Raw genomic sequence first — 14064 nt, forward strand, 5'->3', positions numbered from 1 at the left:
TAAATTTTTTTACAATGCGTCTTCGCCGGCTTCGCCGGTACGAATGCGAATCACCTGTTCCAGATTTGAAACAAAGATTTTTCCATCGCCAATTTTCCCGCTGTGAGCAGCCTTGCTGATGGCTTCCACCACCGAATCCACTTGACTATCAGCCACCGCAACTTCCAATTTGGTTTTCGGCAGAAAATCAACAACGTATTCCGCTCCGCGATAAAGTTCGGTATGACCTTTTTGTCGACCAAAACCTTTTACTTCCGTTACGGTGATACCTTGCACGCCAATATCGGAAAGTGCCTCGCGCACGGCATCGAGTTTGAAGGGTTTAATTACAGCCGTTATCAATTTCATGGGACTGTCCTCTCTGAGGTAAAAGTGTCGGTTTTATCAACCGACACGTGGCACCAAAATCCGGAATTTATTTCTCCCTCAATTAGAAGGAATACAACAATTCCAGGGCAAAAGTATTTCTGTCGTCATCACCGAATTCATCTATACGGTATTCAGCGACCAGCAACAGGTTGTCACCCAAGGCATAGCTGGGCGAGATGGTGATACCGGTATTTTCCTCAAGGGTGTTACCAGCTGCGTCTTCAATTGAATAATCGTGGTAACGGAGAGTGATACCGAAATCGCCAACCGCGTAATTTGCCATCAACAAGAAGCCGTCACCTTCGTCATCGTTGGCGTAGTCTGCTTGGTTATATTCAAAGGCAAACGTGAAATTGGAAACTTCGTATGAGGTCCAGAAGTTGATCAGATCATTATCATCATCGCTGATGTAAAACAATTTGGCAGAGAGACCTTCCACCGGCTGAATTGCTACACCGAATTCCGTTGCCAAAGTTGTAGTGTCGTATTCGCCAGGCGCTACTGCGCTGTTAACTACCGACACCATGAAATCGACTACGCCGCCGTCATAATAGGCAGACACACCTTGTTGGTAATATCCGTAAAAATACGGGGCATATCCGGTGGGGCTATATTGATACAGTCCGGTGGGTTCTTCTGTCTCCCAGCCGCTATAGCTCAGGAAACGTCCGGCTTTGACGCTGAACTGATCGTTGATTTGCTTGGTGATATAAGCCTGTTCGATGAACGTGCGGTCTTCCGCAAATTCACCACCCGACGCGTATTCAACATCGACTCGCGCAGAAATACCGTTAGCGCCGGTGTAGAGAAAATCAACTTCTACTTGGTCAATTCCAAAAGACTTGGTAGTACTTTCTTCTGCATCGTCGTCAATGTATTGGTATGACATGTCGACGAAACCAGTAACGCTTAAACCTTCCCCCAATTCAATATCAGCAAAAGCCGCAGGAACGGAACCAACCGCGAGCATAGTTGCAGCGACAGATGTAGCGAGAGTTTTTTTGTGGAACTTCATGGATGTTTCCTCCAAGTAATGAGAGAGACGTCATTTCGTTGTTTTTGAGCCGTGACCCATTCGCGGAATGGCTGAGCTTCGCCTGGGATAGCAGGTTCTAAGCCAATTTTTGTTTCTCCTTTTGAATCATGCAGTTAACTAAAAATTGGTCATATTTTTGTGGTTGTACCAAAGCGTCGAAGCTCCCTTGGGGGGCATCCTGATGCACTACGGTTTAGCCAAATGCACTGGTTTTGTGCAAAAGGGGTGGCGTTGTCTGAATAAATTTTTAAAAATGCCCGATAAAATTTTTTGAAATCAGAAAAAAAGGGTAGGCTTGGCGCCTGCCAAATCGACCGCGCTTTTATGCAGGACCGGATTTACACCCCAAACTTGTTGTATCCCTGGAGGAAACATTCATGACATTTATAAAAAAAGCAGTAGCTGGCGCAGTTGCCGCCGCGACATTCGCCGCAGCTTCAGTTCCGGCATTCGCGGAAGTCTCAGCATCCGCGGGCATCGCAAGCACTTATCTGTATCGCGGCCTGGATTTGGGACAGGGAACGCCTGCGATATCCGGCTCATTGGATTTCAAGAGCCACGGCTTTTATTCCGGCATCTGGGGCACATCCGGAGATGAAGCAAGAGGCTCTAAATACGAGCTGAGCGCTGGTTACAACGGAGAAGTCGGGGATTTTTCGTACGGATTGGGGGCTATCAGCTACAACTATCCAACACGAGCCAACAGCGAATTCGGCGATTACAGCGATGCAGTGATTTCTCTTGGCTACGGCCCTGTATCCTTTGGAGCCTATATCCCTGTGGGCAAACTTAACAGCAGCGGCGATTACACCTACTTCACCCTCGGCGGCTCATTTGGTGACTTCTCTATTCTGCTCGGTATGCACAGTGAAGATGTGGCTGGCGGCGGTGTGGCGAAATGCCATGTGGATGCAGGGTCCACCAAGCGCAAGTGCTCTCCCGTGCATCTGGATGTGACCTACGCCTATAACGAGAATCTGTCCTTTACCTTGAGCCAGTTTATTGCCGATGCACCATTTGAAGACAAATTGAAGTTCGTTGTCTCATTTGGCATTCCAATCGGCGAATAATCCCTTCTTTGCCCCATATCTGTTATGGGGCGCATCAAAATAGATCACCAGCCGCTACGCAGCACAGAATCAGGCGCTGATGGGCGGCTCATCATCGAATGCAGGATTAATGACGGGAGGCGTCAACGGAGGCAGACCAAAACGCGCTCGCGCTTTATCGCAACCCTCATTGTATTCCGCCACTTCCCCGTTACAGGAAAACTCCCGGCAAGGGCTGGGACGATTTTCATAGACTGTACAGCGCACCTGCTCACCCACCGTCCCCAGCAGGGCCACACAGCGCGGCTCTTTTTGATTGGTGCCTTTCATACAGGCACGATGCGGATTTATCTGTTCAGTCAGGTTATCCGGCACTAAACCGCCGGCAGATTGCAGTTCACCCCAATAAAAAGACACCCGGAAAGAAGCACAGCAGGCGCCACACGACAGACAAGGAGACTGGTTCGACATACAACAGTGATGGTTGAAAGCAAATGCAAATAACCACAGCAAGTGCTGATGGCGGTCAAAGGACGAAGCCTCTGCCGCTGGCATCCAAGAGAAGGACGCTTGAGAAGAATAGCAGCGAGCAGAGTCGCCAGGCGGCGCAATTTATCGGGAAATGGGGTTGTTTGCCAAGTGGGTTGAGGTGAGCTAGACAGCAAGGTAGACCTTCCTTGTGAAGACGTTGATTAAGACATTGATGGTCGTCTCAGTATCTCAAATATGAAAACGCCAAATAGCTCTGATATCACTGTCGTAATTAAATCTATAACTGCACAAGCTATAGCCTTACGCAATCCCTGTTTCAGATAATTCGAATATTAAGAATCGTCAATCGGACAGAGAATGAGGAAAAGAGATTAGAAAATAACCGCCCTTACAACAGATGTCTGCGGGCGGCGGCGTGAAATCTTACGCAGTGAGAGAGACAGAGAGAAGAGCGCTTAAACCATCAAATAACTTCTGACCTTCTGCTCATCCATATCCTGGATATCGCCTGCCACCATCACATTGCCGCGGTCCATAACGATATAGGAATCGGCCAGGGCGCGAGCGAAATCGAAATATTGTTCGACCAGGAGGATTGCCATTTCCCCGCGTTGGCGCAAAATGGAGATGACTTCCTGAATATCCTTGATGATTGAAGGTTGAATACCTTCTGTAGGCTCGTCGAGAATCAATAATTGCGGTTTCATAACCAGGGCACGCGCGATGGCGAGCTGTTGTTGTTGACCGCCGGACAAGTCACCGCCGCGACGATGCAACATTTTGCGCAGCACCGGAAACAAATCGAAGATTTCATCATCGATTTTGCGCTGCTTGCGCGATAAAACCGCAAAGCCGGTTTTCAGGTTTTCCAAAACCGTAAGTTGGGAAAAGATTTCCCGCCCTTGTGGCACATAGGAAATTCCCATGCGCGCGCGCTCGGAAATGGTCATGCGGGCAATGTCTTTTCCCTCCCACAGAATTTGCCCGCCGCTGATACTGTGACGACCGGTAACCGCGCGGGCAATACTGGTTTTGCCCACACCGTTGCGTCCCAATATACAGGTGATTTTGCCTTTTTCCGCTTTCAGGTTGACGCCGTGCAGAGCCTTGCTCGCGCCGTAGTGGAGATCGATATTTTCTACATTCAACATAATTTATCCCTTACCGACCGAGATAGACTTCGATAACACGCGGATTGGAAGACACTACATCGAGTGTGCCTTCCGCCAACACGCTGCCCTCATGCAGAACAGTCACTTTGGTGTCCAACGCGCGGATAAAATCCATATCATGCTCAACGACAATCACTGAGTGATTTTCGCTGATGGATTTCAGCAGTTTGGCCGTTTCCATGGTTTCATAATCCGTCATTCCGGCTGCGGGTTCGTCGACCAGCAACAATTCCGGATCCTGGATAATCAACATCCCTATTTCCAACCACTGCTTTTGTCCGTGGGATAAATTGCGCGCCTGCTCGGCGCGGCGTTCCTGCAAACCGATCAGCAGAAGAATTTCTTCAATCCGTTCAATTTGCGCTTTGTCGAGTTTAAAAAATAATGTTTGAAAAACATTTCGATGGCCCGCGAGCGCTAATTCCAGGTTTTCCCATACGGAAAGACTTTCGATCACCGTAGGCTTTTGGAATTTTCGCCCTATTCCCATATTGGCGATTTCAGCTTCATCGTGTTTGGTCAAATCAATGACATCACGGAATTTCACTTCACCTTCATCCGGTTTGGTTTTGCCGGTGATGATATCCATCATGGTGCTTTTGCCAGCGCCATTAGGTCCGATGATTGCGCGCAATTCGCCGGGACGAATATCCAGGGACAAATTATTAATCGCTTTGAATCCATCAAACGATTTGGTGACACCGTTGAGGTAGAGGATACTTTGAACTTTAGTTTCTACCATGGTTATTTTCCTCCCGCGGTTTGAGGAACCGGCGTTGCAGCCGCTTGATCAGCTTTTTTTCTCGCTACCTTCTGGCGATATCCATCGAGAATGCCAACGACACCGCGCGGCAGATAAATGGTGGTGATAACGAACAGAGCACCGAGAATAAACAACCAATATTCGGCAAACACACCGCTGGTAAAGGTTGTTTTGGCGTAGTTAACCAATATCGCACCAATGATCGCACCGTAAAGTGTTCCACGACCACCGATGGCAACCCAAATAACGATTTCAATGGAGTTGAGCGGGTTGAATTCGCTCGGGTTGATAATGCCGATTTGCGGAACATAGAGCGCACCCGCAAGACCGGCGATCAGAGAGGAAACCACAAAGACAAACAACTTGTAGTGCTCAACTTTATAACCGATAAAACGGGTTCTGCTTTCGGCGTCGCGAATGGAAATCAGCACTCGACCGGCTTTGCTGCGGGTGATGTACTGACAGAGGATATAAGCACCTGCAAGACACAGCAGTGTGATCACAAACAAGCTCACTCGGGTGCTGTCCGCCTGCAGGTCAAAACCGAGAATATCTTTAAAATCGGTCAGACCGTTGTTGCCACCAAAACCCATGTCGTTGCGGAAAAATGCCAGCATCAATGCGTAGGTCAGCGCCTGCGTGATAATCGATAAATAAACACCGGTAACACGCGAGCGGAAGGCCAGCCAACCGAACAGGAATGCGAGCAAACCCGGAGCAAGGAATACCATCAGCAAGGCAAAGCCAAAATTGTCGAAGCCGTACCAATACCAAGGCAATTCCTGCCAGTTCAAAAACACCATGAAGTCCGGCAATACCGGGTTGCCATACACACCGCGGTCGCCGATTTGGCGCATCAGATACATGCCCATGGCATAACCACCGAGCGCAAAAAATGCGCCGTGGCCGAGGCTCAGAATTCCGCAATACCCCCAAATTAAATCCAGGGCCAGAGCCAACATGGCAAAACACAGATATTTGCCAATCAGTGTGACCATATAGGTCGGCACGTGAAATGCGGAATCTGCTGGCACTGCGAGATTTAATATGGGGACCAGTACACCAAGCACCCCCATCACAATAAATAACCAACGGGATGCTTTGTCGTTTGTCAGTAATAACTGGAGAATCGGTTTGCGGCTCATAAAATCAATCCTCCACGAACCGGCCTTTCAGCGCGAACAAGCCGCGCGGACGCCATTGAATAAACAAGATGATGAAAACCAGTACGAAGATTTTGCCAAGTACTGCACCTGCGTAAGGTTCGAGGAATTTGTTGACCACGCCCAATCCCATGGCCGCAAAAAAGGTTCCGAGCAAATTACCGACGCCGCCGAAAACCACCACCATAAAGGAGTCGATAATAAATCCCTGTCCCATATTCGGACCTACGTTGGTGATCTGGCTCAAGGCCACACCGGCGATACCGGCAATACCGGAACCGAGGCCAAACGTCAAAGCATCAACCCAGGAGGAACGAATACCCATGGAATTTGCCATAGCGCGATTTTGTGTCACCGCGCGCATTTGCAATCCCAACAAGGTTTTGCGCAGCAACAGCGCGAGCAATCCCAAAACCAGCAGGCTGAACACGATGATGTAAAGACGGTTATAGGTCAGCGAAAGTGCGCCGTTCACTTGATAAAAACCACTCATCCAATCCGGAGTGACTACCGGAACGTTGTTGGAGTTGTAGGTACGCACCAATTGCTGCAGAAAAAGACTGATACCAAAAGTGGCCAGCAGTGTTTCCAGCGGACGGCCGTACAAATGGCGAATGACTGTGCGCTCAATTAACACGCCGACAGAACCGGAAACCAGAAATGCCATAGGAATGGCGATGATGATCGAGGCCTCGATCCAGTTGGGGAAAATTTGTTGTACGGCAAAGGTGGTATAAGCACCCAGCATGATCATTTCGCCGTGCGCCATATTGATCACACCCATTACACCAAAGGTAATGGCAAGACCAATCGCGGCAAGCAGCAAAACGGAACCCAAACTGGCGCCGAAGAAAAGATTTTCGATGAATTTCATTATGCCCATGCGGTGACGCACTTTATCCGCACCCTCGGCCGCAAGTTTGGCAATGTCCGCTGCACCTTCTTTGTCCGCGCTCAAACGCTCCAACACCGCGAGTGCTTCCGGTGAGTATGACGCAGACATGACTTTTATAGCTTGTTTACGTCGATCCGCATTCTCGGATTCGACATCCACTAAAGCGAGGGCCAACTCCATTTCTTTTTTAACGGATGAGGACTCTTCGCGTTCGACAGCTGCTGCGATTATGTCGCGCAATTCGGCGTCGGGTGATTTAATCAAATCGCGAGCGGATTGACGACGCAGTGAAGCGTCCTTTGCGCTCAGCTGCAATGAAGCTATAACGGTTCGCAGTTTGCCGCGCACACTGTTGTTGATTTTGACTTTCTCCAGCGAGCGTGCACCGACAACGTCTATGACTTGTTCATCGCTGATATTTTTGATTTGTACACCATCCGGGTGGTCTTCACCGATCACGACGGTTTGATCGGATTTCTGTAAATACAATTTGCCATCCAGCATGGCTTTAAGGACGGTTAAAGAGCGCGGATCTTCCAGCGCCACCAATTGATCGATCAATTTGTTTTTTTGCGCATAGGAACTCTGCGCTACTTCCTTGGTAAGCGATTCAAAATCTGCTGACCATCCGACGGATATCCAGGATAGAAGTAATCCGATGGCGATCAGCACGATTTTCTTTATCGTGTAGTTCATTGTGTTAGCACCAATGTTTGCAAATCTGCCGCGGCTCGATACATGAGCCATTCTTGTTTTAAATCAGATGAAGGGTTTTAACTCTTGCTTTGGAGGTGCACATCCTTGTGCTACGTATCCTAAGGAGGGAGCCGTAAAGCTATTCCAAAATTGGCTAATTTTGGAGACAGCGATTAATAGTTCTGACCTGAACACTTACCAGTTTTGATATTGAAGTTTCCGCAGTTGATTGGCGCAGTCCAATCAGCAACGATGCTGGCAGATTCCGGCAGGAAGTCAGTCCATGCGTCACCAATTACACCGTCTGGGGTTTGCCATACAATTTCAAACTGACCGTTTTCTTGAATTTCGCCGATCAAAACTGGCTTGGTAAGGTGATGGTTGGTATTCATGACAGCGATGCCACCAGTCAGGTTTGGAACGGTGATTCCGTACATGGCTTTACGCACAGCGTCTACGTCAGTAGTGCCAGCTTTTTCCACCGCTTTAACCCACATTTTGAAACCGATGTAAGTGGCTTCCATTGGGTCGTTGGTAGGACGTTTTTTGTCTTTGATGAATTTGTGCCATTTTTCGATAAAGGCATCATTTTCCGGTGATTCAGCGCTCATGAAGTAGTTCCAAGCAGCCAAGTGACCAACCAGCGGTTTGGTATCAAAGCCAGACAGTTCTTCTTCACCTACGGAGAAAGCAACAACCGGGATGTCTTCTGCAGAAATACCAGCGTTAGCTAGTTCTTTATAGAAAGGAACGTTGGCGTCACCGTTGATGGTGGAAACGACAGCAGTCTTTTTACCGGCAGAACCGAATTTTTTGATTTCCGCTACACGGGTTTGCCAGTCAGAGTGACCGAATGGGGTGTAGTTGATGGAAATATCTTCTTTTTTCACGCCTTTGCTGATCAGGTAGGCTTCCAGAATTTTGTTGGTGGTACGCGGATAAACGTAGTCAGTACCTTCGAGAACCCAACGTTTTACACCTTCAGCAGACATCAAATAATCAACTGCTGGGATAGCTTGCTGGTTTGGCGCCGCACCGGTGTAGAAAACGTTTTTGGAAGACTCTTCACCTTCGTACTGCACCGGATAGAACAGCAGACCATTTAATTCTTCGATAACAGGCAATACAGATTTGCGTGATACGGAAGTCCAGCAACCAAAAATAACGGAGACTTTATCTTTGGACAGCAATTGTTTGGTTTTTTCAGCGAATAATGGCCAGTTGGATGCAGGGTCTACCACGACTGGTTCCAATTTTTTGCCCAATACACCACCAGCTTTATTTTGCTCTTCGATCATCATCAAAACGGTGTCTTTCAACGTCGTTTCGCTGATCGCCATGGTGCCGGAAAGTGAGTGCAATACACCGACTTTAATGGTATCTGCAGCGTGAGATACTGCCGCCCCAGTTGCTAAAGCAGCAACCCCAATGGCCAAACTGGTTTTTTTCACCAGCTTCTTAAGTGTGGAACTCATGATAGTCTCCTTCGACTTTTGTAGCGCTTTTTTAAGATGTTGTGAAAAAATTTTTGGGTGGCGTTAATCGACAAAACCAAAGCAGCTATCGATACGAATAATTTCGGCCTGCTGGATTTCGAATTAACGGAATTCATTTGCCGTATTTCGATACGCATAAATTCGTATTGCTTTTTTCCGAAAAACGGCTTGGCAGGAAGAGCAGAAATGGTGCCAATGTTGGCGCTTGTTGCGTTTTTGGCACCTTGTATACAAGCAACTTATTGTAAATAAAGAAATTTTTTATGCGGCCGGGGATCCCCTGCAGCTGCATTGCAAAAGCACCAAATTAGAGCTGTCCATTAATGGCGCAAATCAGGGCACCAAAAACGTCCTCTGCACCCACAATGGTGCACAATCGAGTTTTTTGAGGAATTAAGTGCAGATTAGAGGGATTGGAAACAATAATTGGAGACGAAAAGAGAGCTTTAAAACGCGGAAGAATATGCGCCCCGCATTTTTGTGGGGCGCACGAGTAATTAGAAGGCGGTAGTAATACCAAAAAGAACTAATAGCGCACCTAAAACCTGCGCGACAACACCCTTGGCGAATTTTTGGCTGTAGTGGCCGAGCCAGGAGGCGAGCACAACAACCATCGCACTGCTTGCCAATAGTCCAGCCGCAAAAGGCATAGCCGCTTCAGCGGGCAATTCCGTGCCGTGCACAAAACCGTGAATAATCGCGGTTAAGGCAACCACTACAGTTCGCAAAATCATCGAGCCTTTTACTGCGCAGGCGATCAAGCCACCCAGCACTACCAAAGTAGCAGTAATACCAGCTTCCATGGTGAGATGAGAAAATTGCGTGCCGAGCGCAATGGATACAGCCAGGATTGCGATAAAGGCTCCGATAAACCCCACTTTATGGCGCGTCTGAGTTTGCGCCAACCACAGGCCAGTGGCGACCAATGCCAACAAATGGTCCAAACCCGTCAACGGATGGAGAAAACCGTCCAGCCAGTCAACGTGATGATGCCCGGGGTGCGCAAGCGCCACAGCGGGAAACATGACGAGGGCAAATGCGATAAGTTTTTTCATTGGTGTTTCTCTCATTTAAGTGTTGGTTTTCGGCGTGAGCATGCCCTGTTTTTCGATAAACGCGACGATGTCCGCCACGCCTGTGCCATCTTTCAAATTGGAAAAAATAAACGGCTTTTCACCGCGCATTTTGCGCGCGTCTCTGTCCATCACCGAAAGATCCGCGCCGACGTATGGGGCGATATCAATTTTGTTGATGATCAACAGATCGGATTTGGTAATGCCGGGGCCGCCTTTGCGGGGAATTTTGTCGCCGGCGGAAACGTCGATCACATAAAGAGTAAGATCGGATAATTCCGGGCTGAAAGTCGCCGCCAGATTATCACCGCCGCTTTCAATCAAAATCACATCGAGATCGGGAAAGCGGTTCTGCAATTCCGCGACCGCCGATAAATTCATAGAGGCATCTTCGCGAATCGCCGTGTGCGGACAGCCGCCGGTTTCCACACCGATAATACGATCCGGATCCAGCGCCTCATGCCGCAACAAAAATTCCGCGTCTTCGCGGGTGTAAATATCGTTGGTGATCGCCGCGATGTTGTATTTATCGCGCAACTCGCCACACAGCGTTTTCATCAGCGCCGTTTTACCGGACCCCACAGGTCCACCAATACCAAGGCGCAGTGCAGGTTTTTTCATGAACGGTTCTCTGTTTTTTGAATAATGAGTTTGGTTTTTTTGTTTAGCCGGGGTCAGGATCTAAACAACCTCGAATACTGCCGCTCGTGTTTCGCCGATGCCATCACAACACCCAGCAAACTCCAGCCAATGTCTTCATCCGGCAATTGCAGGGCTTTTTCTGCGATTGGCGGAATATCCTTCATCAAACACACCAATAGTTTTTGCGCTTGGGTTTGGCCGAGCGGGACTAGTTTGGTGGCGGCGGCGATTTGGTTTTCCAGCCAGGCCCAGATAAATCCCTGCACCGCATCTGCAGCAGGAATTTTCCAGTGGTGGCACGCCAGCGCAAATTGACTGGCAAAACTCACATCGCCACTAAAATTTTCTACGCCCGGAATTTCCAGCGAGCGCATCAAGCGCTGCAAAGCCACACCGAGCTGTGTGTCTTCCAACATCAATTCCTGCGTTTCACGACAGGCGAGTAAAAATTGGTTCCAATCATTCGCGGTCGCCCAATCGTTTTCGCGCAACGCATTCATGCAGCGCAATAACACCGGCGCATCCAACTGGCCAAAACCAAAGGCCATAACACCGCGCAGCCAGTTTTCCATCGCGGCTTCATTGTTCAGCCAGCCGCTGTCCACCGCGTATTCCAATCCTTGCGAATAGGCATAAGCCCCCACCGGTAACGCGGGGCTGACTAAATGCATTAGGTGGAGCAGCGCTGCGTTCATGAATTAATGGTGATGGTTGTGCAGCAATAACATGGAGTGTTGATGCTGGCCGTGATAGGCACCATTTTCCGGTTGAAATGGCTGTTCCTCGTAATGCACTTCCAAATCCAAACCGCGCACCATATCGTCCAATACGTGATCGCGCAGATAGCGCAAAAATCCCGGGCCAATTTGCAATGGTACGTGGCGATTACCCAAGTGATAAGCCGCACGCGTCAGCAATAATTGATTTTGGCTGCGCACTTCGCTGACTTCTTCCGCAGCGGCAATCACTTTAATCAACTCACCGGTTTTACATTGCAGAACATCACCGTCCTGCAAAACTGTGCCACGCTCAATAAACCAACCCAATTCTTTGCCGCACGCGGTTGCCGTTTTGTAACGACTTTTTTGCCGCTCATCGAAAGTGAGCACCACTTGCATAGTGGCGTCTTGCGATAGCTTTTTGGCAATTTCAAAAACTTCCAGCATTTGCAATTCCACAATCAAATAATTTGAATTCCGCTATCAAAATAAAAAGTAGCGCTGAGCCAATGGCAATTCTTTGGCTGGCTCGCAGGTCAGGAGCACACCGTCCGCCCGGACTTCATAGGTTTGCGCATCCACTTCCATATGGGGTTGATAATCGTTGAGGATCATTTTGTCTTTGGTGGCGGTGCGGCAGCCTTTTACACCGACCAAACGGCGTTCCAAACGCAAACTCGCGGCAATGCCCGCTTCCAACGCCGCCTGACTGACAAAACTCACGGAAGTCGCTTTGCACATGCGACCGTATGCGCCGAACATGGTCCGGTAATGCACAGGTTGCGGTGTGGGAATGGATGCGTTGGGATCGCCCATGGGCGCTGCGGCAATACCGCCGCCTTTAATAATCAATGAAGGTTTAACGCCGAAAAATGCCGGTCGCCATAAAACCAGATCCGCCAATTTGCCTACTTCAATGGAACCGACTTCGTGCGCAATGCCGTGAGCAATCGCGGGGTTGATGGTGTATTTGGCGATATAACGTTTAACGCGGAAATTATCCGCAGGACTGCCATCGCCACTTAATACACCGCGCTGCACTTTCATTTTGTGCGCGGTTTGCCAGGTGCGACAGATCACTTCGCCCACTCGCCCCATGGCTTGCGAGTCCGACGAAATCAGCGAAAACGCACCGAGGTCATGAAGAATATCTTCGGCAGCAATGGTTTCTTTACGAATACGTGAATCGGCAAAAGCCACGTCTTCCGGAATATTCGGATCCAGGTGGTGGCAGACCATCAACATGTCCAGGTGCTCGTCCACCGTGTTGATGGTGTAAGGCCGCGTGGGGTTGGTAGAGGATGGCAACACGTTGGGCAGGCCGCAGGCTTTGATGATGTCCGGCGCGTGACCGCCGCCTGCGCCTTCGGTGTGATAAGTGTGAATGGTGCGGCCTTTAAATGCGGCAATGGTGTCTTCCACAAAGCCGGATTCGTTGAGTGTGTCCGTGTGAATGGCCACCTGCACGTCGTACTCTTCCGCCACCGACAGGCAGTTGTCGATCGCGGCAGGCGTGGTACCCCAGTCTTCATGCAGCTTCAGGCCCATGGCGCCGGCAAGCAGTTGTTCTTCAATGGGCTGCGGCACGCTGACGTTGCCCTTGCCCAACAGGCCGATATTCATCGGGAAGGCTTCCACCGCTTGCAGCATGCGGGCGAGGTGCCAAGTGCCGGGCGTACAGGTCGTGGCGTTGGTACCAGTCGCAGGACCGGTGCCGCCACCGATCATGGTGGTCACGCCGCTCATCAAGGCCTCTTCAATCTGTTGCGGGCAGATAAAGTGAATATGTGAATCGATGCCGCCCGCAGTGAGGATCTGCCCTTCCCCGGCGATCACTTCCGTGCCAGCGCCAATAATAATGTTCACGCCCGGTTGAATATCCGGGTTGCCCGCTTTGCCAATGGCGCTGATGCGGCCGTTTTTGATGGCGACGTCGGCTTTGACGATGCCCCAGTAATCAATAATCAAGGCGTTGGTAATCACTGTATCCGGCGTGACCGAACAGGATTCCTGCCCCTGCCCCATGCCGTCGCGGATTACTTTGCCGCCGCCGAATTTCACTTCTTCGCCGTAGATCGTGTGGTCTTTTTCCACTTCGATCCACAATTCCGTATCCCCCAGGCGCACCCGGTCGCCCACGGTTGGGCCGAACATATCCGCATAGGCGCGACGATCGATTCTGCTCATTACAAATCCCCCATAATCGCGCCGCGCAGGCCGTATACGCGTCGAAAACCGGCTAATTCCACCAATTCCACCTCGCGCTCCTGGCCGGGCTCAAAACGCACGGCGGTGCCGGCGGCGATATTCAGGCGAAAGCCGCGCGCGGCTTCTCGGTCAAAACGCAGGGCGGGATTGGTTTCGTAGAAGTGGTAGTGGGAGCCGACTTGGATGGGGCGGTCGCCGGTGTTGGCGACCAGCAGTTTTTTGGTGGCGCGGCCGACGTTGAGGTCGATGCTGCCGGGTTGGATTTGATATTCGCCGGGAATCATGGAGCGG

At 49.9% G+C, this 14064-nt stretch carries 15 protein-coding genes; 1 reads left to right on the top strand and 14 read right to left on the bottom strand.

The window, feature by feature from the left end; translation table 11 throughout:
- Nucleotides 1-9: 9 nt before the first annotated feature.
- Together glnK and DWB84_RS10830 are read right to left on the bottom strand one after the other, a co-directional pair.
- Nucleotides 10-348, bottom strand: coding sequence for a P-II family nitrogen regulator (gene glnK, locus DWB84_RS10825; protein ID WP_187409810.1), 339 nt, complete (start codon nucleotides 346-348; stop codon nucleotides 10-12).
- A gap of 82 nt (nucleotides 349-430) precedes the next feature.
- Entirely contained in the window at nucleotides 431-1384 is a 954-nt protein-coding gene (locus DWB84_RS10830) for a porin (RefSeq protein WP_187409811.1), read from the bottom strand.
- Nucleotides 1385-1782: 398 nt separating this feature from the next.
- Here DWB84_RS10830 and DWB84_RS10835 point away from each other — a divergent pair, with 398 nt between their 5' ends.
- The gene (locus DWB84_RS10835) at nucleotides 1783-2475 is read left to right on the top strand and encodes a TorF family putative porin (protein WP_187409812.1); all 693 of its coding nucleotides are present in this window, start codon (nucleotides 1783-1785) and stop codon (nucleotides 2473-2475) included.
- A 69-nt stretch (nucleotides 2476-2544) separates the two neighbouring features.
- Here the strand turns inward: DWB84_RS10835 and DWB84_RS10840 are convergent, their stop codons facing one another.
- The 12 genes from DWB84_RS10840 to DWB84_RS10895 all read right to left on the bottom strand — a co-directional run bounded on the left by DWB84_RS10840 (nucleotide 2545) and on the right by DWB84_RS10895 (nucleotide 14057).
- A complete protein-coding gene (locus DWB84_RS10840; RefSeq protein ID WP_187409813.1) occupies nucleotides 2545-2925 on the bottom strand; it encodes a YkgJ family cysteine cluster protein in 381 nt (126 codons plus the stop codon).
- A gap of 476 nt (nucleotides 2926-3401) precedes the next feature.
- Nucleotides 3402-4097 (bottom strand): urea ABC transporter ATP-binding subunit UrtE, encoded by a 696-nt coding sequence (gene urtE / locus DWB84_RS10845; RefSeq protein WP_187409814.1) that lies wholly within the window; start codon nucleotides 4095-4097, stop codon nucleotides 3402-3404.
- A gap of 10 nt (nucleotides 4098-4107) precedes the next feature.
- Nucleotides 4108-4860, bottom strand: coding sequence for an urea ABC transporter ATP-binding protein UrtD (urtD, locus tag DWB84_RS10850; RefSeq protein WP_187409815.1), 753 nt, complete (start codon nucleotides 4858-4860; stop codon nucleotides 4108-4110).
- Nucleotides 4861-4862: 2 nt separating this feature from the next.
- Nucleotides 4863-6026: an urea ABC transporter permease subunit UrtC gene (gene urtC, locus DWB84_RS10855; protein WP_187409816.1), complete on the bottom strand. Its 1164-nt coding sequence runs from the start codon at nucleotides 6024-6026 to the stop codon at nucleotides 4863-4865.
- A gap of 4 nt (nucleotides 6027-6030) precedes the next feature.
- A complete protein-coding gene (urtB, locus tag DWB84_RS10860; protein WP_187409817.1) occupies nucleotides 6031-7635 on the bottom strand; it encodes an urea ABC transporter permease subunit UrtB in 1605 nt (534 codons plus the stop codon).
- Between the two features lie 173 nt (nucleotides 7636-7808).
- Entirely contained in the window at nucleotides 7809-9110 is a 1302-nt protein-coding gene (gene urtA / locus DWB84_RS10865) for an urea ABC transporter substrate-binding protein (RefSeq protein ID WP_187409818.1), read from the bottom strand.
- Between the two features lie 518 nt (nucleotides 9111-9628).
- Entirely contained in the window at nucleotides 9629-10186 is a 558-nt protein-coding gene (locus tag DWB84_RS10870) for a HupE/UreJ family protein (RefSeq protein WP_187409819.1), read from the bottom strand.
- 15 nt (nucleotides 10187-10201) lie between these two features.
- Complete coding sequence (gene ureG / locus DWB84_RS10875) at nucleotides 10202-10825, bottom strand: urease accessory protein UreG (RefSeq protein ID WP_187409820.1); 624 nt, start codon at nucleotides 10823-10825, stop codon at nucleotides 10202-10204.
- A gap of 53 nt (nucleotides 10826-10878) precedes the next feature.
- The gene (locus DWB84_RS10880; protein WP_187409821.1) at nucleotides 10879-11541 is read right to left on the bottom strand and encodes an urease accessory UreF family protein; all 663 of its coding nucleotides are present in this window, start codon (nucleotides 11539-11541) and stop codon (nucleotides 10879-10881) included.
- Between the two features lie 3 nt (nucleotides 11542-11544).
- The gene (ureE, locus tag DWB84_RS10885) at nucleotides 11545-12012 is read right to left on the bottom strand and encodes an urease accessory protein UreE (RefSeq protein WP_187409822.1); all 468 of its coding nucleotides are present in this window, start codon (nucleotides 12010-12012) and stop codon (nucleotides 11545-11547) included.
- A 36-nt stretch (nucleotides 12013-12048) separates the two neighbouring features.
- Nucleotides 12049-13752 carry an urease subunit alpha gene (gene ureC / locus DWB84_RS10890; RefSeq protein WP_187409823.1) on the bottom strand — a complete coding sequence of 568 codons (1704 nt, stop codon included), beginning with the start codon at nucleotides 13750-13752 and terminating at the stop codon, nucleotides 12049-12051.
- Nucleotides 13752-14057: an urease subunit beta gene (locus tag DWB84_RS10895; protein WP_187409824.1), complete on the bottom strand. Its 306-nt coding sequence runs from the start codon at nucleotides 14055-14057 to the stop codon at nucleotides 13752-13754. Before DWB84_RS10895 ends, ureC begins: the two co-directional genes overlap by 1 nt.
- Nucleotides 14058-14064: the final 7 nt, after the last annotated feature.

It is taken from the genome of Saccharophagus sp. K07 (assembly GCF_014336955.1).
Lineage (GTDB): Bacteria > Pseudomonadota > Gammaproteobacteria > Pseudomonadales > Cellvibrionaceae > UBA5868.

Coding starts and splice junctions, on each gene's coding strand:
- ureC (WP_187409823.1), bottom strand. CDS start 13,752: ATGAGCAGAATCGATCGTCGCGCCTATGCGGATATGTTCGGCCCAACC.
- DWB84_RS10840 (WP_187409813.1), bottom strand. CDS start 2,925: ATGTCGAACCAGTCTCCTTGTCTGTCGTGTGGCGCCTGCTGTGCTTCT.
- urtE (WP_187409814.1), bottom strand. CDS start 4,097: ATGTTGAATGTAGAAAATATCGATCTCCACTACGGCGCGAGCAAGGCT.
- ureG (WP_187409820.1), bottom strand. CDS start 10,825: ATGAAAAAACCTGCACTGCGCCTTGGTATTGGTGGACCTGTGGGGTCC.
- urtB (WP_187409817.1), bottom strand. CDS start 7,635: ATGAACTACACGATAAAGAAAATCGTGCTGATCGCCATCGGATTACTT.
- urtA (WP_187409818.1), bottom strand. CDS start 9,110: ATGAGTTCCACACTTAAGAAGCTGGTGAAAAAAACCAGTTTGGCCATT.
- DWB84_RS10880 (WP_187409821.1), bottom strand. CDS start 11,541: ATGAACGCAGCGCTGCTCCACCTAATGCATTTAGTCAGCCCCGCGTTA.
- urtD (WP_187409815.1), bottom strand. CDS start 4,860: ATGGTAGAAACTAAAGTTCAAAGTATCCTCTACCTCAACGGTGTCACC.
- DWB84_RS10895 (WP_187409824.1), bottom strand. CDS start 14,057: ATGATTCCCGGCGAATATCAAATCCAACCCGGCAGCATCGACCTCAAC.
- urtC (WP_187409816.1), bottom strand. CDS start 6,026: ATGAGCCGCAAACCGATTCTCCAGTTATTACTGACAAACGACAAAGCA.
- glnK (WP_187409810.1), bottom strand. CDS start 348: ATGAAATTGATAACGGCTGTAATTAAACCCTTCAAACTCGATGCCGTG.
- ureE (WP_187409822.1), bottom strand. CDS start 12,012: ATGCTGGAAGTTTTTGAAATTGCCAAAAAGCTATCGCAAGACGCCACT.
- DWB84_RS10830 (WP_187409811.1), bottom strand. CDS start 1,384: ATGAAGTTCCACAAAAAAACTCTCGCTACATCTGTCGCTGCAACTATG.
- DWB84_RS10870 (WP_187409819.1), bottom strand. CDS start 10,186: ATGAAAAAACTTATCGCATTTGCCCTCGTCATGTTTCCCGCTGTGGCG.
- DWB84_RS10835 (WP_187409812.1), top strand. CDS start 1,783: ATGACATTTATAAAAAAAGCAGTAGCTGGCGCAGTTGCCGCCGCGACA.